At 71.2% G+C, this 20,389-nt stretch carries 15 protein-coding genes; 12 read left to right on the forward strand and 3 right to left on the reverse strand.

Annotated features, from left to right (window positions below; translation table 11 throughout):
- Nucleotides 1–85: 85 nt before the first annotated feature.
- On the forward strand, nt 86–2,599 hold the full coding sequence (locus tag JQX11_RS27955) for a DEAD/DEAH box helicase (protein ID WP_204927920.1): 2,514 nt from the start codon (nt 86–88) through the stop codon (nt 2,597–2,599).
- 173 nt (nt 2,600–2,772) lie between these two features.
- Here JQX11_RS27955 and JQX11_RS27960 read toward each other — a convergent pair whose 3' ends face one another.
- On the reverse strand, nt 2,773–3,498 hold the full coding sequence (locus tag JQX11_RS27960; protein ID WP_204927921.1) for a nucleotidyltransferase domain-containing protein: 726 nt from the start codon (nt 3,496–3,498) through the stop codon (nt 2,773–2,775).
- 237 nt (nt 3,499–3,735) lie between these two features.
- Here JQX11_RS27960 and JQX11_RS27965 point away from each other — a divergent pair, with 237 nt between their 5' ends.
- The 5 genes from JQX11_RS27965 to JQX11_RS27985 all read left to right on the forward strand — a co-directional run bounded on the left by JQX11_RS27965 (nt 3,736) and on the right by JQX11_RS27985 (nt 8,691).
- The gene (locus JQX11_RS27965; RefSeq protein WP_204927922.1) at nt 3,736–4,380 is read left to right on the forward strand and encodes a hypothetical protein; all 645 of its coding nucleotides are present in this window, start codon (nt 3,736–3,738) and stop codon (nt 4,378–4,380) included.
- Between the two features lie 226 nt (nt 4,381–4,606).
- A complete protein-coding gene (locus JQX11_RS27970) occupies nt 4,607–5,350 on the forward strand; it encodes a GNAT family N-acetyltransferase (RefSeq protein WP_204927923.1) in 744 nt (247 codons plus the stop codon).
- Nucleotides 5,347–6,318 (forward strand): U32 family peptidase, encoded by a 972-nt coding sequence (locus JQX11_RS27975; protein ID WP_204927924.1) that lies wholly within the window; start codon nt 5,347–5,349, stop codon nt 6,316–6,318. The genes JQX11_RS27970 and JQX11_RS27975 overlap by 4 nt, the downstream gene beginning before the upstream one ends.
- Nucleotides 6,315–7,049, forward strand: a complete 735-nt coding sequence (locus tag JQX11_RS27980) for a heme oxygenase-like domain-containing protein (protein ID WP_204927925.1) — start codon at nt 6,315–6,317, stop codon at nt 7,047–7,049. The genes JQX11_RS27975 and JQX11_RS27980 overlap by 4 nt, the downstream gene beginning before the upstream one ends.
- Before the next feature lie 145 nt (nt 7,050–7,194).
- On the forward strand, nt 7,195–8,691 hold the full coding sequence (locus tag JQX11_RS27985) for a peptide ligase PGM1-related protein (protein WP_204927926.1): 1,497 nt from the start codon (nt 7,195–7,197) through the stop codon (nt 8,689–8,691).
- 33 nt (nt 8,692–8,724) lie between these two features.
- Here JQX11_RS27985 and JQX11_RS27990 read toward each other — a convergent pair whose 3' ends face one another.
- The gene (locus JQX11_RS27990) at nt 8,725–9,204 is read right to left on the reverse strand and encodes a cytidine deaminase family protein (RefSeq protein WP_204927927.1); all 480 of its coding nucleotides are present in this window, start codon (nt 9,202–9,204) and stop codon (nt 8,725–8,727) included.
- A gap of 235 nt (nt 9,205–9,439) precedes the next feature.
- Between JQX11_RS27990 and hrpA the strand changes: the two genes are divergently transcribed.
- Nucleotides 9,440–13,495 carry an ATP-dependent RNA helicase HrpA gene (hrpA, locus tag JQX11_RS27995; protein ID WP_204927928.1) on the forward strand — a complete coding sequence of 1,352 codons (4,056 nt, stop codon included), beginning with the start codon at nt 9,440–9,442 and terminating at the stop codon, nt 13,493–13,495.
- On the opposite strand, the gene JQX11_RS28000 is transcribed toward hrpA, so the two are convergent.
- A complete protein-coding gene (locus JQX11_RS28000) occupies nt 13,496–14,434 on the reverse strand; it encodes a LysR family transcriptional regulator (protein WP_088646260.1) in 939 nt (312 codons plus the stop codon).
- A 29-nt stretch (nt 14,435–14,463) separates the two neighbouring features.
- Between JQX11_RS28000 and JQX11_RS28005 the strand changes: the two genes are divergently transcribed.
- From JQX11_RS28005 to JQX11_RS28025, 5 genes are all read left to right on the forward strand, one after another.
- On the forward strand, nt 14,464–15,195 hold the full coding sequence (locus JQX11_RS28005) for a succinate dehydrogenase cytochrome b subunit (protein ID WP_204927929.1): 732 nt from the start codon (nt 14,464–14,466) through the stop codon (nt 15,193–15,195).
- A 1-nt stretch (nt 15,196) separates the two neighbouring features.
- Entirely contained in the window at nt 15,197–17,134 is a 1,938-nt protein-coding gene (locus tag JQX11_RS28010) for a fumarate reductase/succinate dehydrogenase flavoprotein subunit (RefSeq protein WP_204927930.1), read from the forward strand.
- A complete protein-coding gene (locus JQX11_RS28015) occupies nt 17,131–17,892 on the forward strand; it encodes a succinate dehydrogenase/fumarate reductase iron-sulfur subunit (RefSeq protein ID WP_088646263.1) in 762 nt (253 codons plus the stop codon). The genes JQX11_RS28010 and JQX11_RS28015 overlap by 4 nt, the downstream gene beginning before the upstream one ends.
- A gap of 201 nt (nt 17,893–18,093) precedes the next feature.
- A complete protein-coding gene (locus JQX11_RS28020; RefSeq protein ID WP_204927931.1) occupies nt 18,094–19,278 on the forward strand; it encodes a zinc-dependent alcohol dehydrogenase in 1,185 nt (394 codons plus the stop codon).
- Entirely contained in the window at nt 19,275–20,294 is a 1,020-nt protein-coding gene (locus JQX11_RS28025; protein ID WP_204927932.1) for an SDR family NAD(P)-dependent oxidoreductase, read from the forward strand. The genes JQX11_RS28020 and JQX11_RS28025 overlap by 4 nt, the downstream gene beginning before the upstream one ends.
- The last annotated feature ends 95 nt before the right edge of the window (nt 20,295–20,389 follow it).

Here is a 20,389-nt window from a genome sequence, read left to right on the forward strand (position 1 = left end):
GGTTCCGCGCTACGGGCGGGACGGGGGTCGGGCGGGCGGCCCGGTTGGCGGGCGGGGTGGTGGTGCGGGCACGATGGGGGGCGTTATGACGCTCACTGCCGCGCTGCCTCGAAGCGCCGACCCCGACACCCTCTTCGACGCGTTCGCCGGCTGGGCGAAAGAGCGTGGGCTGGACCTCTACCCGCACCAGGAGGAGGCGATCATCGAGATCGTCTCCGGCGCGAACGTGATCATGAATACGCCGACCGGTTCGGGCAAGAGCCTGGTCGCGATCGCGGCGCACTTCACCGCCCTGGCCGACGACCGGACGAGCTTCTACACCGCGCCGATCAAGGCCCTGGTGTCGGAGAAGTTCTTCGCGCTCTGCGAGGTGTTCGGCGCGGAGAACGTCGGCATGCTGACCGGCGACGCCAGCGTCAACGCCGACGCCCCGATCATCTGCTGCACCGCCGAGATCCTGGCCAACCTGGCGCTGCGCGAGGGGTCTCGGGCCGACGTCGGCCAGGTGGTGATGGACGAGTTCCACTTCTATGCCGAGCCGGACCGGGGCTGGGCCTGGCAGGTGCCGATCATCGAGCTGCCACAGGCGCAGTTCGTGCTGATGTCGGCCACCCTGGGGGACACCACCCGGTTCGTCGACGACCTGACCCGGCGCACCGGCCGGTCGACCGCCGTCGTCCGGTCGGCCGAGCGGCCGGTCCCGCTGATCTTCTCGTACGCGATGACACCGCTGCACGAGACGCTGGAAGAGCTGCTGGAGACCAAGCAGGCCCCGGTGTACGTGGTGCACTTCACCCAGGCCGCCGCGCTGGAACGCGCCCAGGCGCTGATGAGCGTGAACGTCTGCACCCGGGCCGAGAAGGACATGATCGCCGCCGCGATCGGCAACTTCCGGTTCACCTCCGGCTTCGGCAAGACGCTGTCGCGGCTGGTGCGGCACGGCATCGGCGTGCACCACGCCGGCATGCTGCCCAAGTACCGCCGGCTCGTCGAGACCCTGGCCCAGGCCGGGCTGCTGAAGGTCATCTGCGGCACCGACACGTTGGGCGTGGGCATCAACGTGCCGATCCGCACGGTGCTGTTCACCGGCCTGAGCAAGTACGACGGGGTACGCACCCGGCTGCTCAAGGCCCGCGAGTTCCACCAGATCGCCGGCCGGGCCGGACGGGCCGGCTTCGACACCATCGGGCGGGTCGTGGTGCAGGCCCCCGAACACGTGATCGACAACGAGAAGGCCCTGGCCAAGGCCGGTGACGACCCGAAAAAGCGACGCAAGGTGGTGAAGAAGAAGCCGCCGGAGGGCTCGGTCGGCTGGGGCGAGCCGACGTTCCAGCGCCTGGTCGAGGCCGAGCCGGAGCCGCTGACCTCCAGCTTCCAGGTCAGCCACTCGATGCTGCTCAACGTGATCGGCCGCCCGGGTGACGCGTTCGCCTCGATGCGGCACCTGCTCACCGACAACCACGAGGACGCCGCCGCCCAGCGCCGGCACATCCGCCGGGCGATCGCCATCTACCGGGCGCTGCGGGCCGGCGGGGTGGTCGAGCAGCTCGACGAGCCCGACGAGACGGGTCGCCGGGTACGGCTCACCGTCGACCTCCAGCTCGACTTCGCGCTCAACCAGCCGCTGTCGCCGCTGGCGCTGGCCGCCATCGAACTGCTCGACGTCGAGTCCCCGTCGTACGCCCTGGACGTGCTGAGCGTGATCGAGTCGATCCTCGACGACCCGCGCCAGGTGCTCTCCGCGCAGCAGTTCAAGGCGCGCGGCGAGGCGGTCGCCGCGATGAAGGCCGACGGCATCGAGTACGAGGCCCGCATGGAGCTGCTCGACGAGGTGACCTGGCCCAAGCCGCTGGCGGAGCTGCTGCACGCCGCGTACGAGATGTACCGGCAGGGGCACCCCTGGGTCGCCGACCACCAGCTCTCCCCCAAGTCCGTCGTGCGGGACATGTACGAACGCGCGATGACCTTCGGCGAGTACGTGCAGTTCTACGGGCTGACCCGGTCCGAGGGGCTGGTGCTGCGCTACCTCGCCGACGCGTACAAGACGCTGCGGCAGACCGTGCCCGAGGACGCCAAGACCGAGGAGCTGGTCGACCTCATCGAGTGGCTGGGCGAGCTGGTCCGGCAGGTCGACTCCAGCCTGATCGACGAGTGGGAGCGGCTGCGCAACCCCTCCGACGTCGCGGACGCCGCCCAGGCGCACGCGTCGCTGGAGGAGCGGGTGCCGGCGGTGACCCGCAACGCCCGCGCCTTCCGGGTGCTGGTGCGCAACGCGTTGTTCCGTCGGGTCGAGCTGGCCGCCCTGCGCCGCTGGTGGGACCTGGGCGAGCTGGACGGGGCATCCGGGTGGGACGCCGACGCCTGGGCGGAAGCGCTGGAGCCGTACTTCGAGGCGTACGACGGGATCGGGGTGGGACCGGACGCGCGCGGCCCGGCGCTGCTCATGATCGAACAGGGGCGGGAGAAGTGGGCCGTCCGGCAGATCCTGGACGACCCGGAGGGCGACCACGACTGGGGGATCAGCGCCGAGGTCGACCTGGCCGCCTCGGACGAGGTGGGTGCCGCCGTGGTCCGGGTGACGGACGTCGGGCAGCTCTGAGTCTTTCTTCGCAGGGGCCGTCCGGTGTGTCCGTGTCCGGTCCGGCATCGGTGGCCGCCGGTCGCGTGGATGGCCACCAGCGGGACAGCTTCCTGCGGACGATCCGCCGTGATCTCGTCCGGAATCAGTTGGCCATTTCTTGGCCGCCTGGGACGTTACGGCGGGGCGGGAGTTCAAAGAGCGCGCTTCGCGCGAGCGACTGTCCGGCGGGCGTCGAGCCAGGCGACCACGGCTGTCCGTATCCGAGGCGAGGAGACGGCTTCGCCTCGCCGTCTCGCGCTGAGTTGGTCGATCAGCCAGGTTGGGGCGTGCGCCTGTTCGATGGCCTGCGTCTTGGTGAGGAGTTCGCCCTTGTCGAGTGCGTGGCGACCCCTGGCCATGGAGGTAAGGCCGAGTTCAGCGATGGTGGGGTCCACCCATATCCACGGACGTCGAGCGGCCCAGGCCCAGTAGCCGGTGAGCTCGGCGCGGGCCGCCGCTCGTATGTCCTCGGCTGAGACTGCGGGGAAGACCTCGCGCGGCGAGCGTCCGAAGACCTCGTATCCGTGTCTCGCCAGTTCTGCTCTTGTGACCCGGGAAAGAATGCGGTGAACGAGTTGGCCGTGGGTCCAGGTCGGATGCTGCTCCTCGATTTCGGAGACGGTCGCAGTGTCGACGTATACGCAGCCCAGGCTGAAGCCCGCGCCGCTCCCGCTGTCGAGTCGACGGTGGATCACTGAAAGTGCTGCCTGCCGACCGGTGTCAACAGGGCCGTCAACAAGCGCAACCAGGTCAAGATCGCTGATGCGTGGGACGTAGTCACCGGTGGCCAACGACCCTGCCACCAGGAGATCGCTGACCCAACCGAGTTCCTTCAGTTCGTGGCCGAGGTCCCGAACGGCAGCAGGTGGTGTCGCCATGGTGGCGAGTGTAGGAAACGCCTGCGGCAGGAGGGGCAGTCGGAGGGAGCCGCGGGAGAACCTCGGGGGTGGCTGGCCGTCTTCGGGCGGACGAGACCACGCTGTCGGCCATGTTCCGGCGGACTGGCCGACTACAGCCGGACCGGACCGGGATCGGCGGCCTCCACCCCTGGGCGATGTCACACCCGTCGATTAGAATGTATGTACTAATCGAGTTCCTGACCTGGGAGGACGCTCGTGACCGCGCCCGTCAACGCCCCCCTCACGCCGTACGCCACCCTCCTCGGCTTCACCCGGTACGTCGACCGCACCGGGCCCACCAAGGCAAGCTTCGTCGGCGGGCTGCGCAAGCAGCGGGCCAGCCGGCACGGCTTCAACCCGCACGGCCAGTTCGTCAAGGCGCTCAAGGCCGACATCGCCTTCCACACCGGCGGCACCCACCTGGCCGGGGTGGCCGATCTGGTCAAGCCGCGCTGGCGTCCGCTCTACCAGGCGCTGACGCCCGGCGCGACGGCGTGGCTGGAGTCGCTCGGCGAGCCGACCGGCGTCGACCTGGCGCAGACCCGCGACGCCCTCGCGATGCTCGGCGACCTGCCCGTCAAGATCAACCCCCACTTCGGCATCCGGTACGCCGACGGCCACGCCGAGGCGGTGCGGCTGCACTTCGACGAGACCCCGCCGAGCGAGGAGGCGGCCCTGGCCACCCTGCACCTGATGGCCCGGCACATGGATGCGGTGCTGCCGCACGCCGAGCCGGTCCTGGTCGACGTGCGGCGCGGGGTGGCCCACCGGACGCCCGAGCACGTCAAGCCGGCACAGGTCGAGCAGTGGCTGGCCGGCGAGGCGGCCGCCTTCCGGGCCATCTGGTCCACCGCCGCCTGACCACGATTCCGGCACATCCACCTACGCATTGACCTGCTTAATTGTTTAAGACAGATCGGACGGCAGCGTCGCCGTCCGATCTGTCTGTCGTTGCAGACTTCCCCAAAGACCGTTCCGATCATCGCGGAAGCCGACACCGACCGTAGAGTGTTGCGGAAATAACTTCATCTACCTCGATGTGTAACGGCGCAGGGACGCACCAGTTCGATCGGAGGTGGAATTCCCGATGAGTCATGTCCGGTTCCGCTACTTCGCCGGCGCAGAATCGATCCCCCCTGATTTCGTCCACCGAATACGCACCGACCTGGCCCGGTCGATGCCCCGGCACCGGGTGGCCGACTACCTGACCACCAAACAGCACATCCTGCGGGAGAGCCACCACCTCGTCGCCGCCGAGACGGCCCAGGGGTGCGTCGGGCTCGTCGCCGCCACCGAACGCGACCCCGACGACCGGCCCTTCACCTACGTCGAAACCCTGCTGGTCGCCGAGGAACACCACGGGGGAACCGTCGCCTTCGGCCTCGTCTCCCGACTGTTCCGCGAAATCACCCGCCGACGCGGCGAATTCCCGGAACTGGTGGCGATGAAGACCTACACGCCGAAGGCGTACACGGTCATGCGCCGGTTCACCGTGCACGACGACATCCGCTGCTATCCGTCCCTCGACGGCTCCGACCCCGACGAGGTGCGCCGGCTGGCCGGCCGGCTGGCCGGCCAACTGTCACCGGAGTGCCGGTTCGATCCCCGTACCGGGGTGATCGTGCACGGCGGCGGCACGGTCGGCAGCGATTTCTGGCAGTACCGGCCACGCTCCGGAAACCGGCGCGTCGACGCCTTCTTCTCCGCCGAGGTCGGGGAATTCGACCGGGTGCTGTGCCTGGTGCACGCCCCGACACCGGCCGCCCGCGCGGCACTGACCGCGGCGTTGCGTATCACCCCGAATCCGGCACCCCGACAGGAGATCGCGTGAACGACGTAACCATGTCCGGCGGCGCGGCACGGGACTGGCTGGCCGGGAAGGGCTACCCGTTCACCGACAACGTCGCATTCCGCCGCTCGGCCGGCGAGTTCGACGGGGGCGGCCAGTTCGGCGTCGAGATCCCGGCGGTGAACTCGATGCGCGACCTCGAAATCATGGTCAAACTGCTCAACGAGCACGGCGTCCGGGTCACCCGGTTCAACGAGACGTTGGGGTCCTTCCTGCTCTCGGACGCCGAACTGACCGACATGTTCGCGCTGTGCCGGGAGAACGACCACGGCATCGTGGTCAGCCTGGGCCCCCGCCCCGAGTACGACACGAAGAGCGCCTTCTACCGCACCGGTTTCGGCCTGGAGATGGGCCGGCAGATCAACAACAGCGACGGCATCCGCGCCTGCGTGGCCGAGGCGCTGCGGCTCGCGGCGCTCGGCTGCCGGGGCATCACCGTCTACGACATCGGCGTGCTGCGGGTGCTCGCGGAGCTGCGGTCGGACGGGCTGCTCCCGGCCGACCTGGTCTTCAAGACCTCCAGCCACTGCATGCCGACTAACCCCTTCCTGGCGCGGATCTTCGCCGAGAACGGCGCCGACAGCATCACCCTGGCGCACGACCTGGGCCTGCCGATGATCCAGGAGATCCGGCGGCTCAACCCCGAACTGCCGATGGACGTGCCCACCGACGTCTACCGCACCAAGGGCGGCTTCATCCGGTTCTACGAGCTGGCCGAGATCGTCCAGATCGCCGCGCCGGTGATGCTCAAGATGGGCGCGAGCGTGCAGGAACACCCGTACGACCCGCCGAGTGAGGCACGGACCGTCGAGCGGGTCCGGCGCGTCGCCCGCGGCCTGGAAATGCTCGACCGCCACCTTCCCGACAAGACCGCCATCTCCCGCCGCAGCCGGCAGTACGCGATTCCGGCCGCGGCGTCCGACCGACGACAGGGGCCGGCAAGCGCATGACCACGAACGAGCACGCCGCATTCAAGCAGGAGGTTGACGAACTGCTGCGGCAGATGGTGCAGCAGTTCTACCGCGAGGTCGAGGGCGCGGACCACCTCTTCCGGGCCAGGGACATCAACATGGCCTACTACCAGCGGCACGTCATCGAGATCATTCTGCGGCTGCGAATGAAGCGGTGGATCGACGCGCTGACGATCCACTACTTCACCAAGCACAACCCCGTGCTGGCCAAGAAGTGGTGTGCGTACACCGAGGACGAGATGCTGCACGACTCGATGTTCGCCAAGGACCTGGAACGGGTCGGGGTGAGCCGGGAGGAGATCTACTCGACCGAGCCGATGTTCTCCACCAAACTGCTCCAGGGCTACTTCTACTACGGCCTCGAACACGAGGGCCGGCCGCTGGCCTCGCTGTCCAGTTCGTACTTCATCGAGAACGTCTCGCTGATGACCCAACCGGACTGGATCGAGAACGTCGAACAGGTGCTCGGCGCGGGCATAGCCAAGGGGCAGCAGGCGCACCTCAACCACGACCTGGAGGACGACCACACCGATTTCGTGTGGGACGTGCTCATGACGTTCGTGCACACCGACGACGACCGGCGGCGGGTGGTGGAACACATCACCAACGTGTACCGGCTGTTCTGCGCCTTCTACACCGAGCTGTACCACCGAACCGTGCTCAAACAGGACGGCGCATTCGCGGTGGTGAAAGCGCTGACCACCCCCTGAGGAGGCGAATCGCGGGCGGACGCGGGTCACCTCGGGGCACCGGTCGCGGTGTTAGGGTCGGGCCCACCTTCCGTCGGACGGCGGTCACGTCACCACCGGTGGCGTGACCGCCCGTCGACCTCCGCCGCCGAGGAGAATGATCGCGATGGCCGTCACCGGCAACCGTCGTGCCGTCGTTTCCGTGCAGAGCCGCGAATGCAGCCCCGAACTGTTGGAACGGTTGAGCGGGTCGACCCTGTTTCCCGAACGGCCGGTCGGGGCGGCGATCGTCGCCGTGGTCTGCCGGGGCGGCGGTTCGCTGCTCTACCTCACCGCGCCCCGGATGATCGACGCCGACCGCCAGGTGGACTACTTCCTCGGGCTGCTGCCGCAGGAGCCCGTCGACGGGCGGGATCCCCGCCGGGACCGGGTGGTCATCGGCAGCCTCGACGACTCCTCGCCCCGTTGGCTGAGCGACAAGCTGCTCGACCCGACGAACCCGGCGGCCACCCGGCTGCGCGAGCGCGTGGCCGACTTCGTCGCCGCCGCCCGGCAGGCGGGCGACGAGGTCGCCCTGAGCTACTTCGAACCGTCGGGCAACCTCCAGGACTACGCCGCCACCCTCGGCGTCCCGGGGGACCAGGCCGACGCCGGGTACATCCCGCTCGGCACCAAGAGCGCCGGCCGGGACATGTTCCGGGCGCTGGGTATCGAGGTGCCGGCGGGCACCCCCGAGTGCCACGACGTCGACACGCTCGCCGGGGCGGTCGCCGACCTCGTGCTGGCCGGGCGACGCCGGCTGGTGCTCAAGCTGAGCAGCACCGCGTACGGCGCCGGGATGGGCAACGCCACCGTCGACCTCACCGACGTCACCGGCACCGACCGCGCCGAGGTGGTCGCCGAGGTGGCCAAGCGGCTGCCCGACAGCCGGCTCGTCGACGGCAGGCTGGGCTGGGCGGAGTTCGCCGGCCTGATCCCCCACGCCGGCATCGTCGCCGAGGAGTTCGTCGGGGCCGACGAGCTGCGCAGCCCCAGCTTCCAGGGCCGGGTGACCCCCGCCGGCGCCGTCGAGTGCGTCTCCACCCACGACCAGGTGCTCGGCGGGGCGGGGCTGACCTACGTCGGCAGCTCGTTCCCGGCCGACGCCGCCTACCGCGCCACCGTGGTCGAGTACGGCCTGCGCGTCGGCAGGTACCTCGTGGCGCAGGGCGTCACCACCGGCGACTACGGCGTCGACTTCATCGCCGCCCGCCGGGGTGACACGTTCCGGGTGCTCGGCTGCGAGCTGAACCTGCGCGCGACGGGGACCAAGCACGGTTTCGTGATGGCCAGCCACCTGCTCGACACCGTGCCGGACGCCGACGGCCGGCTGTTCACCGACACCCCCGACGGCCGCGCGGAGCGCGTCTACCAGGCGTCCGACTCGATCACCGACCCGTCGTTGGTGGGGCTGGCCCCGGCCCGGCTGATCGACGCCGTCGAGCGGTCACCGCTGCGCTACGACCACACCCGGCGGACCGGCACGGTGCTGCACATGCTCAGCGCGCTGCCCGCCTACGGCAAGTTCGGCGCGGTCTGCATCGGCCGGGACGCGGCCGAGGCGGCGGAGCTGATGCGGCGTACCCGCGCCCTCGCCCTGGACGTGGCGGCCCACGACGCCTGAGCGCGCCCGCCCGGCGGGGCGACGGCCCCGGGCTCAGTCCTCCGAGGCGGGGCGGCTCGCCGGGACGGTCGGCATCGGCCACTGCCCCGTCCGGACGATGGCGGAGGCGTCGAGCCGCTGCTCGGCCCAGATGTAGGTGTCCGGCAGCAGATCGGCCACCGGCACCTTGCGCAGCGCGTCCAGCGGCCCGACGATGACCTGGATGCCCGGGTGGTAGTCGAGCAGCACCTGCCGGCACCGCCCGCACGGCGGGATCACCCCGCGCCCCCGGTCACCCACCGCGACGATGGTCTCCAACTCCCCCACGCCCTGGGTGGCGGCGGCGCCGATGGCCACCAGCTCCGCGCAGGGGCCACCGGTGAAGTGGAACAGGTTCACCCCGGTGAAGACCCGGCCGTCGGTGGTCCGGGCCGCCGCCGCGACGGTGTGGTTCTCGCTGCGGCAGCGCAGCTTGGCGACCGCCGTGGCGGCCTGGACCAGCGCGCGGTCGGTGTCCAGCATCGTCGTCGTCATCCGGCAGCCCCCGTGGTCGCGTCGTCGGCGCTCAGCGTAGCCCGGCGGCGGCCCGTTTCCCGGGCAGCGCACCGGGGGACGTGACCGGTCGCGCACCGCACCGCGCGCCTGCCCCCACCCGGCCCTTGACCTGCGCCGGGACGGCCGGGGGACACCCGACCCACCAGCGGCCGTGGGGCGCCGGGGCGTAACCCGGGGGCGGTCCGGCGGCCGGCTGCCTATCCTTGGCGACGACATGCAGAATCCAGCCGCCTCCGGTCCCGCCGCGCCCGCCGACGCCCCGACCGCCCGTGAGCTGCACCGCCGGCTCACCCCGTTGATGTTCCGTGACCAGCGTCGCCTACAGCGGCGGCTGGACGGGGTGCGCCGGCTGCGCGACCCGCAGCGGCGCGACGAGGCGCTGGCCGAGATCGCCGTGGAGGTGTCCCGGGCGGAGGGCCGGCTGGCGACCCGGCGGGCCGCCGTGCCGACGATCACGTACCCCGCGCAGTTGCCGGTCAGCGAACGCCGCGACGACATCGCCGCCGCCATCCGCGACCACCAGGTGGTGATCGTGGCCGGCGAGACCGGCTCCGGCAAGACCACCCAGCTACCCAAGATCTGCCTGGAGCTGGGTCGCGGGATCACCGGCCTGATCGGGCACACCCAGCCCCGCCGGCTGGCCGCCCGGACGGTCGCCGACCGGATCGCCGAGGAGCTCGGCACCGAGCTGGGCGACGTGGTCGGCTACAAGGTGCGCTTCACCGACCAGGTGAGCGACCGCAGCCTGGTCAAGCTGATGACCGACGGCATCCTGCTCGCCGAGTTGCAGACCGACCGGATGCTGCGCCAGTACGACACGTTGATCATCGACGAGGCGCACGAGCGCAGCCTCAACATCGACTTCATCCTCGGCTACCTGCGCCAGCTGCTCCCCCGGCGACCCGACCTCAAGGTGGTCATCACCTCGGCGACGATCGAGACCGACCGGTTCGCCAAGCACTTCGCCGACGCCGACGGCCGGCCCGCACCGGTGGTCGAGGTCTCCGGGCGGACGTACCCGGTGGAGGTCCGCTACCGACCGCTGGTGGAGGTCACCGAGGGCGACGACGACGAGGGCGACGACGAGGAGAACGTCCGCGACCAGATCCAGGCGATCGGCGACGCGGTGCAGGAGCTGGCCGCCGAGGGGCCGGGCGACATCCTGGTCTTCCTCAGCGGCGAACGGGAGATCCGGGACACCGCCGAGGCGCTGGGCAAGCTGACCCAGTCGAAACGCGCGCTGCTCGGCACCGAGATCCTGCCGCTGTACGCCCGGCTGTCGGCGGCCGAACAGCACCGGGTCTTCGCCCCGCACGCCGGACGCCGGGTGGTGCTCGCCACGAACGTCGCGGAGACCTCGCTGACCGTGCCCGGCATCAAGTACGTGGTGGACCCGGGTTCGGCCCGGATCTCCCGCTACTCCAGCCGGCTCAAGGTGCAGCGGCTGCCCATCGAGCCGGTCTCCCAGGCGTCGGCCAACCAACGCAAGGGCCGCTGCGGCCGCACCTCGGACGGCATCTGCATCCGGCTCTACGACGAGCAGGACTTCGCCTCCCGGCCGGAGTTCACCGACCCGGAGATCCTGCGTACCAACCTCGCCTCGGTCATCCTCCAGATGACCGCGATCGGCCTCGGTGACCTCGCCGCGTTCCCGTTCATCGACCCGCCGGACCGGCGCAACGTCACCGACGGGGTCAACCTGCTGCACGAGCTGGGCGCGCTGGACCCGACCGAGACCGACCCGGCCAAGCGGCTCACCCCGCTGGGCCGGAGGCTGGCCCAGCTCCCGGTCGACCCCCGGCTGGCCCGGATGGTCATCGAGGGCGAACGCAACGGCTGCGCCACCGAGGTGCTGGTGATCGCCGCCGCGCTGTCGATCCAGGACCCGCGGGAACGGCCGGCGGAGAAGCAGGCCCAGGCCGACCAGGCGCACGCCCGCTTCACCGACCGGGAATCCGACTTCGTGTCGCTGCTCAACCTGTGGCGGTACCTGCGCGAGCAGCAGCGGGAGCTGTCCTCCAGCGCGTTCCGTCGGATGTGCCGGGCGGAGTACCTCAACTACCTGCGGGTGCGCGAGTGGCAGGACATCGTCGCCCAGTTGCGCCAGGTGCTGCGTACCCCGGAACAGGGTGACGGGCGGCGGGGCCGACGGGGCGCGACGCAGGCCCCGCCCGACGGGGGCCGGCGCGGTCCGGCCGCCGACCTGCCGGAGGAGATCGACACCCCGAAGGTGCACCAGTCGCTGCTGCCCGGCCTGCTGTCGCACATCGGGCTCAAGGACGCCCAGAAGCACGAGTACCTGGGCGCCCGGGGGGCGAAGTTCGCGGTCTTCCCCGGCTCGGCGCTGTTCAAGAAGCCGCCGCGCTGGGTGATGGCCGCCGAGCTGGTGGAGACCTCCCGGCTGTGGGGGCGGGTCGCCGGGCGGGTCGAGCCGGAGTGGGTCGAGCCGCTGGCCCAGCACCTGGTCAAACGCAGCTACAGCGAGCCGCACTGGGAGAAGAAGCAGGCCGCCGTGATGGCCTACGAGAAGGTCACCCTGTACGGCGTCCCGCTGGTCACCTCCCGCAAGGTCAACTTCGGTCGGATCGACCCGGCGCTGAGCCGGGAGCTGTTCATCCGGCACGCCCTGGTGGAGGGCGACTGGCAGACCCACCACCAGTTCTGGCGGGACAACGAGAAGCTCCGCACCGAGATCGAGGAACTGGAGAACCGGGCCCGCCGCCGGGACATCCTGGTCGACGACGAGAGCATCTTCGCCTTCTACGACCAGCGCATCCCCGCCGACGTGGTCTCCGGCCGGCACTTCGACGCCTGGTGGAAGACCGCCCGCCGGGAACAGCCCGACCTGCTCACCTTCACCCGGGAACTGCTGGTCAACGCCGGCCGGGGCGGGGTCGACGAGGCCGACTTCCCCGACGAGTGGCGGGCCGACGGGGTGACCCTGCCGCTGACGTACACCTTCGACCCGACCGCGCCCACCGACGGCGTCACCGTCGACATCCCGCTGCCGCTGCTCAACCAGGTGCCGGCGGAGAGCTTCGACTGGCAGGTGCCGGGGCTGCGGGAGGAGCTGGTGATCGCGCTGATCCGGACGCTGCCCAAGGCGGTCCGGCGCAACTTCGTCCCGGTGCCCGACCACGCCCGCGCGGCGCTCGCCGCGATCACCCCCGGCGAGGAGCCGCTGCTGGACGCGTTGACCCGGCAACTGCGCCGGATGACCGGGGTGACCGTGCCCCGGGAAGCGTGGGAGCCGGCCAAGCTGCCGCCGCACCTGCGGGTGACGTTCCGGGTGATCGGCGACGCGGACCAGCCGGTCGCCGAGGGCAAGGACCTGCCGGCCCTGCAACGCCAGCTCCGCCAGGAGGTACGCCAGGTGGTGGCCGCCGCCGCGCCGGAGCTGGCCCGCAGCGGGCTGACCGGGTGGACCATCGGCACCCTGCCGCGCACCATCGAGCAGGTCCGGGCCGGATACGCGGTGACCGCCTACCCGGCGCTGGTGGACGAGGGCACGACGGTCGGGGTGAAGGTCTTCGACTCCGAGGCCGAGCAGGCCGCCGCGCACTGGGCGGGCACCCGGCGGCTGCTGCGGCTGACCGTGCCGTCACCGGCGCAGTTCCTGCAGGGGCGGCTGAGCAACGAGGCGAAGCTGGCGTTGAGCCGCAACCCGCACGGCGGGGTGCAGCAGCTCATCGCCGACGCCGCCGGGGCCGCCATCGACAAGCTGATCGCCGACGCGGGTGGGCCGGCCTGGGACGCCGACGGCTTCGCCGCCCTGCGCGACCGGGTCCGCGCCGACCTGGTCGACACGGTCGTGGAGGTGATGGGCCGGGTCCGTCAGGTGCTCGCCGCCGCGTACGCGGTGGAACAGCGGCTCGGCGCGACCCGCAACCTGGCGGTGGTGGCCGCCCTGGCCGACCTGCGCCAGCAGCTCACCGGCCTGGTGCACGACGGTTTCATCACCGAGACCGGGTACGCCCGGCTGCCCGACCTGCTGCGCTACCTGACCGCGATGGAACGACGGCTGGACCGGCTGACCGCCAACCCGCAGCGGGACAAACAGCAGCAGGACCGGATCGCCACGGTGCAGCAGGAGTACCGGGACCTGGTGGCCGCGCTGCCCCCGGCCCGCCGCGCATCGGCCCCGGTACGGCAGATCCGCTGGATGATCGAGGAGCTGCGGGTGAACGTCTTCGCGCAGGCCCTCGGCACCCCCTATCCGGTCTCCGAGCAGCGCATCTACCGCGCGATGGACGACGCCGAGGGGCGCTGATCAGGGCAGCGGCTCCACCCCCGGCGGCAGGTCGCTGGTGCTGGTGGCCGCGTGCACGTAGTCGAGCAGGATGCGCCGCAGTTCCCGCCCGGCGTGGGTGGGCACGACGTCGCGGCGGCGGGCCACCGCGATGGTCCGACGCACCCCGGGCGGGGCGAGCCGGGTGACCCGGATGCCGGGGCGGCGGCTGACCACGATGCCCGGCACCAGGGCGATGCCCAGTCCCGCCTCGACGAAGCTGAGCACGGCGTCCATCTCGCCGCCGTCGACCGAGAAGGTGGGCTCGAAGCCGGCCTCCCGGCACGCCTGGATGGTGGCGTCGCGCAGGTCGTAGCCCTCGCGGAACATCACCAGCGGTTGGTCGCGCAGGTCGGTGATCCGCAGCTCACCGCTGACCAGCGCGGCGGGCAGCGGCTCCACCGAGGCGATCACCAGGCTCTCCCGCAGGATCGGGTCGACCCGCAGCCCGGGGTCGGCCCCCTGCGCGGGCATGATGATCAGGGCGAGGTCGAGGTCGCCGCGCAGCAGGTCGCGGACGAGATCCTGCGAGCCGCCCTCCTCGACCCGCAGGTCGACGGCGGGGTGGGCGTCGCGGAACCGGCGCAGCACCGGCGGGGCGAGCGAGGTGGCCAGGCTGGGGGTGGCCCCGAGCCGGACCCGGCCCCGGCGCAGGCCCACCAGCTCCTGCACCTCCCGGGTGGCGGTGTCGACGTCGGCGAGGATGCGCTTGGCCAACGGCAGCAGCACCTCACCGGCGGCGGTGAGGGCGATGTTGCCGCGTACCCGCTCGAACAGGGGGGCGCCGAGGGTGGTCTCCAGAGCGTGAACTTGCTTACTCAACGACGGCTGGGTTATGCCGACGATGTCGGCGGCTTGGGTGAAATGTCGTACTTCAGCCACCGCGACGAAGTACCTCAGCTGATGGAGCTGCATCTTCATAGCTTACGGCTATCGAGACTGCGACTTCGATGCATTGGACGACTGATTGCCGGGCTCCTAGCGTCGGTCAGGTGGTAATCACGAAAACTCGGTCGCCCATCCGCTCCAACGTCGGCCTCAAGGCCGTCATGGCGGTGACGGGCATCATGCTCGTGCTGTTCCTCGTCGCCCACATGCTCGGCAACCTCAAGGTGTTCACCGGCGAGACCTCGTTCGACCACTACGCGCACTGGCTGCGCGACATCGGCAAGCCGCTGCTGCCCGGGGTCTGGTTCCTGTGGATCCTGCGCACCGCGCTGGTGGTGGCCGTGATCGGGCACATCTGGGCGGCGACCGTACTGGCCGTCCGGGCCCGCGCCGCCCGCCCGGTGCGCTACGCCCACCGCAAGAAGGTCCAGGGCAGCTACGCCGCGCGCACCATGCGCTGGGGCGGAGTGATCATCCTGCTGTTCGTGATCTACCACATCCTGGACCTGACCACCGGCACGCTCAACCCGGTCGGCGACGCCAGCAACCCGTACGGCAACGTGGTCGCCGACTTCGCCCCGGACCGCTGGTACGTGACGCTGTTCTACACGCTGGCGATCGTCACCGTCGGCTTCCACCTGCGGCACGGGGTGTTCTCCGCGTTGCGCAGCCTCGGCCAGCAGACCCCCCGGGGCGAGCGCCGGGCCCGCACCGCCGCACTGGTCTTCGCCGTCGTGCTCTGCGCCGGCTACCTGGTGGTCCCGTTCGCCGTACTCACCGGATTGGTGTCCTGACATGGAACTCTTCACCGAGGGCGAGCCGATCGCCGACACGAAGGCTCCCGACGGCCCGGTCGAGAAGCGCTGGGAGACCCGCCGCTTCGAGGCCAAGCTGGTCAACCCGGCGAACCGGCGCAAGCTGACAGTGATCGTGGTGGGCACCGGCCTGGCCGGCGGCTCCGCCGCCGCCACCCTCGCCGAGCAGGGCTACCGGGTGCGCAGCTACTGCTACCAGGACAGCCCGCGCCGCGCCCACTCGATCGCCGCACAGGGCGGCATCAACGCCGCCAAGAACTACCGCAACGACGGCGACTCGGTGCACCGGCTCTTCTACGACACCGTCAAGGGCGGCGACTTCCGCTCCCGCGAGTCGAACGTGCACCGGCTCGCCGAGGTGTCGGTCAACATCATCGACCAGTGCGTCGCCCAGGGCGTCCCGTTCGCCCGCGAGTACGGCGGACTGCTGGACACCCGCTCCTTCGGCGGCGCCCAGGTGCAGCGCACCTTCTACGCCCGGGGCCAGACGGGCCAGCAGCTGCTGCTCGGCGCGTACCAGGCGCTGGAACGGCAGATCGGCCTGGGCAACGTGGAGATGCACACCCGGCACGAGATGCTGGAACTGGTCGTCGTGGACGGCCGGGCCCGGGGCATCGTGGTCCGCGACATGGTCACCGGTGAGATCAGCACCGAGATGGCCGACGCGGTGGTGCTCGCCTCCGGCGGCTACGGCAACGTCTTCTACCTCTCCACCAACGCCAAGGGCTGCAACGTCACCGCGAGCTGGCGGGCGCACCGCAAGGGCGCGTACTTCGCCAACCCCTGCTACACCCAGATCCACCCGACCTGCATCCCGGTCTCCGGCGACCACCAGTCGAAGCTGACCCTGATGAGCGAGTCGCTGCGCAACGACGGCCGGGTCTGGGTACCGAAGGCCAAGGGCGACGACCGCGACCCCCGGCAGATCCCGGAGGACGAGCGGGACTACTACCTGGAGCGGATCTACCCGTCGTTCGGCAACCTGGTCCCCCGGGACATCGCCTCCCGGGCCGCCAAGAACGTCTGCGACGAGGGCCGGGGCGTCGGGCCGACCAAGCTCGGGGTCTACCTCGACTTCGCCGACGCGATCGAACGGCTCGGCCGCAGGGCCATCGAGGCCAAGTACGGCAACCTGTTCGAGATGTACGAGCGGATCACCGGCGAGGACCCGTACCAGGTGCCGATGCGGATCTACCCGGCCGTGCACTACACGATGGGCGGGCTGTGGGTCGACTACGACCTCCAGTCGACCATCCCCGGCCTGTTCGTCATCGGTGAGGCCAACTTCTCCGACCACGGCGCGAACCGGCTCGGCGCGTCGGCCCTGATGCAGGGCCTCGCCGACGGGTACTTCGTGCTGCCCACCACCATCGCCCACTACCTGGCCTCCGGTCCGCTGGACAAGGTCGACGCCAGCCACCCGGCGGCGGTGCAGGCCCGGCGCGAGGTGGAGGACCGGATCGCCCGGCTGCTGGCCGTGAACGGCGACCGGACGGTCGACTCGTTCCACCGGGAGCTGGGCCAGATCATGTGGGAGCACTGCGGAATGGAGCGCTCCGAGGCCGGGCTGCGCAAGGCCATCGACGAGATCCGGGCGCTGCGGGAGCAGTTCTGGCAGCGGGTCCGGGTGCCGGGCGACGGCGAGGGGCTCAACCAGTCGCTGGAGAAGGCCGGCCGGGTGGCCGACTTCTTCGAGCTGGCCGAGCTGATGTGCATCGACGCCCTGCACCGCGAGGAGTCCTGCGGCGGCCACTTCCGGGCCGAGCACCAGACCCCCGACGGTGAGGCGCAGCGCGACGACGACCGGTTCGCCTACGTGGCGGCCTGGGAGTTCACCGCGACCGGTGAGCCGGCCGTGCTGCACAAGGAAGACCTGAAGTTCGAGTACGTCCACCCCACGCAGCGGAGCTACAAGTGAACCTGACCCTGCGCATCTGGCGTCAGTCCGGCCCCCAGGACAAGGGGCGGATGGTGACCTACCCGGTCGACGACGTCTCCCCGGACATGTCGTTCCTCGAGATGCTCGACGTGCTCAACGAACGGCTGATCCTCGCCGGGGAGGAGCCGGTCGCGTTCGACCACGACTGCCGCGAGGGCATCTGCGGCATGTGCGGTCTCATGATCAACGGGGACGCGCACGGCCCGCAGCGCGGCACCACCGCCTGCCAGCTGCACATGCGGCAGTTCAAAGACGGCGAGACGATCGACATCGAGCCGTGGCGGGCCCGCGCCTTCCCGGTGATCAAGGACCTGGTGGTCAACCGGAGCGCCTTCGACAAGATCATCGCAGCCGGTGGCTACATCACCGCACCGACCGGCAGCGCCCCCGAGGCGCACGCCGCGCCGGTGGCCAAGGCCAACGCCGACGCCGCCTTCGAATCCGCCGCCTGCATCGGCTGCGGGGCCTGCGTGGCGGCCTGCCCCAACGGCTCCGGCATGCTCTTCACCGCCGCCAAGGTCACCCAGCTCTCGCTGCTGCCGCAGGGCCAGCCGGAGCGCTACACCCGGGTGATCGGCATGGTCGACGCGCACGACGAGGCCGGCTTCGGCGGCTGCACCAACGCCGGCGAGTGCACCGCGGTCTGCCCCAAGGGCATCCCGCTGAACACCATCGGCCGGCTCAACCGGGACTACCTCACCGCCACCGCCAAGCGCGGCGACACCCCCGGCTCCTGAACACCTGCTCCACCACGACCGCCGCACCCCCGGCTCCGGGGAGGCGGCGGTCGTCGTCTCTCCTGCGTTGGGCCGGCGTCCCCCGGGATGCGCGGCGGCGGGTCGCCGGGCGGTCCGGCGCGGGCAGCAGGCACGCCGCCGGTTCAAGCGCCCCTGCCGGGGTAGCAGACCCCTCGACGGCACCGAGAGGGGACAGCAGCGATGAAGGCACTGACCTGGCACGGCACGCGCGACGTCCGGGTGGACGAGGTCCCGGACCCCCGGATCGAGGCGCCGACGGACGCGATCGTCCGGATCACCTCGACCGCGATCTGCGGCTCCGACCTGCACCTGTACGAGGTGCTCGGGCCGTACCTGAAGCCCGGTGACATCCTCGGGCACGAACCGATGGGCATCGTCGAGGAGGTCGGCTCCGGGGTGACCCGGCTCAAGCCCGGCGACCGGGTGGTGGTCCCGTTCAACATCGCCTGCGGGCACTGCTGGATGTGCGAGCGGCAGCTCTTCGCCCAGTGCGAGACGACCCAGGTGACCGCCGAGGGCAAGGGCGCGTCGCTGTTCGGCTACACCTCCCTCTACGGCTCCGTGCCCGGCGGGCAGGCCGAGTACCTGCGGGTCCCGCAGGCCCAGTTCGGCCCGATCACCATTCCGCAGACCGGGGCCGACGAGCGCTACCTGTACCTCAGCGACATCCTGCCGACCGCCTGGCAGGCGGTGAAGTACGCCGACACCCCGCCCGGCGGCACCCTGGCCGTGTTCGGGCTCGGCCCGGTCGGGCAGTTCTGCGCCCGGATCGGCCGGCACCTCGGCGCGGGCCGGGTGATCGGGCTGGACCTGGTGCCGGAGCGGCTGGAGATGGCCCGCCGGCACGGCATCGAGACGCTCGACGTCAGCCAGCTCGACGACGTGCCCGGCGCGCTGATCGACCTGGTCGACGGGCGCGGCCCGGACGCGGTGATCGACGCGGTCGGCATGGAGTCGCACGGCTCGACCAGCGGCAAGCTGGCCCAGCACGCCGCCGGGCTGCTGCCGGACAAGCTGGCCGACAAAATGATCGACAAGGTCGGGGTGGACCGGTTGACCGTGCTCAAGGCCGCCCTCAAGGCGGTGCGGCGCGGCGGCACCGTCTCGATCTCCGGGGTGTACGGCGGTGAGGTGGACCCGATGCCGCTGATGGAGATGTTCGACCGGGGCATCCAGCTGCGGATGGGCCAGTGCCACGTACGCCGGTGGACCGACGAGATCCTGCCGCTGCTGTCCGGCGACGACGACCCGTTGGGCGTGGAGGACCTGCGGACCCACCGGATGCCGCTGGTGGACGCGCCGAAGGCGTACGAGATGTTCCAGAAGAAGGAGGACGGCTGCGTCAAGGTCGTGCTCGCTCCGTGAGCCGGGTGGTGGTGGTCACCGGGGCCACCAGCGGCATCGGCCGCGCGGCGGCCCTGGAGTTCGCCGGGCGCGGGGACCTGCTGGTCCTCGCCGCCCGCTCCCCCGAAAGCCTGACCGAGGTACGCCGGGAGTGCCACGACGCCGGCGCCGGGCGGGTACGCACGGTGCCCACCGACGTCACCGACCCCGACGCGCTCGACGCCCTGGCCGACACGGCGGTACGCGAGTTCGGCCGGATCGACGTGTGGGTGCACACCGCGGCGGTGATGGCCTACGGCCGGTTCGAGGAACTGCCGGCGGAGGTCTTCGACCGGGTGGTCCGCACCGACCTGCTCGGCGCGGCCGGCGTCCTCCGGGTGGCGCTGCGCCGGTTCCGGGCGGCCGGCGGGGGCACCCTGATCCTCACCGGCTCGGTCCTCGGGCACGTCACCGCCCCCTACATGAGCGGCTACGTGACCAGCAAGTGGGGCCTTCAGGGGCTGGTCCGCACCGTGCAGCAGGAGGCCCGGGAGCTGCCCGGGGTGCACGTCTGCCTGGTCACCCCGGGCAGTGTGGACACCCCGGTCTACCAGCGGGCGGCGAACTACCTGGGGCGGGCCGGCCGGCCCCCGCTGCCGATCACCACCCCGCAGCGGGTGGCGCGGGCCATCGCGCGTTGCGCCGACCGGCCCCGCCGGGAGGTGTCGGTGGGCCGGGTCAACCTGCTCATGCGGGGTGGCTTCACCCTCCTGCCGGGCGTCTACGACGCGCTCGTCGGGCCGCTGATGCGGCGCGGCGGGCTGACCGGGCAGGCCGTCGCCCCGCACGACGGTGTCGTGTTCGCGCCGGACCCGGCCGGCGCGGCGGTGCGCGGCGGCTGGCTGCCGGAGCTGTCCGCCCTGCTGCGCCGGTCCGCCGTACCGGCCGGCAGGACGGCCGCCTCGATCGGGACGGGGATGGCGGTCGCGGCCGGGACGGCGCTGGCGGTCGGGACCGCACTCGCGGCGGGTGGCGCGGCCCGGCGTCGGCGGCGGTGAGCAGGCCCCCACGGTCCGGTCCGCTCACCTAGAGTGGTGGCCCGGAGACAAATCCGGGCCACCACTCGACGGGAGAGACGTGACCCCCAGGGTGA

The sequence above is a fragment of the Micromonospora humida genome, assembly GCF_016901255.1.
Classification (GTDB): Bacteria; Actinomycetota; Actinomycetes; order Mycobacteriales; family Micromonosporaceae; genus Micromonospora; species Micromonospora wenchangensis.

What these genes read in the sequence shown, in the direction of transcription:
- JQX11_RS27955 (WP_204927920.1), top strand. Translation starts at nt 86, where the DNA reads ATGACGCTCACTGCCGCGCTGCCTCGAAGCGCCGACCCCGACACCCTC.
- JQX11_RS27960 (WP_204927921.1), bottom strand. Translation starts at nt 3,498, where the DNA reads ATGGCGACACCACCTGCTGCCGTTCGGGACCTCGGCCACGAACTGAAG.
- JQX11_RS27970 (WP_204927923.1), top strand. Translation starts at nt 4,607, where the DNA reads ATGAGTCATGTCCGGTTCCGCTACTTCGCCGGCGCAGAATCGATCCCC.
- JQX11_RS27980 (WP_204927925.1), top strand. Translation starts at nt 6,315, where the DNA reads ATGACCACGAACGAGCACGCCGCATTCAAGCAGGAGGTTGACGAACTG.
- JQX11_RS27985 (WP_204927926.1), top strand. Translation starts at nt 7,195, where the DNA reads ATGGCCGTCACCGGCAACCGTCGTGCCGTCGTTTCCGTGCAGAGCCGC.
- JQX11_RS27990 (WP_204927927.1), bottom strand. Translation starts at nt 9,204, where the DNA reads ATGACGACGACGATGCTGGACACCGACCGCGCGCTGGTCCAGGCCGCC.
- hrpA (WP_204927928.1), top strand. Translation starts at nt 9,440, where the DNA reads ATGCAGAATCCAGCCGCCTCCGGTCCCGCCGCGCCCGCCGACGCCCCG.
- JQX11_RS28000 (WP_088646260.1), bottom strand. Translation starts at nt 14,434, where the DNA reads ATGAAGATGCAGCTCCATCAGCTGAGGTACTTCGTCGCGGTGGCTGAA.
- JQX11_RS28005 (WP_204927929.1), top strand. Translation starts at nt 14,464, where the DNA reads ATGCATTGGACGACTGATTGCCGGGCTCCTAGCGTCGGTCAGGTGGTA.
- JQX11_RS28010 (WP_204927930.1), top strand. Translation starts at nt 15,197, where the DNA reads ATGGAACTCTTCACCGAGGGCGAGCCGATCGCCGACACGAAGGCTCCC.
- JQX11_RS28020 (WP_204927931.1), top strand. Translation starts at nt 18,094, where the DNA reads ATGAAGGCACTGACCTGGCACGGCACGCGCGACGTCCGGGTGGACGAG.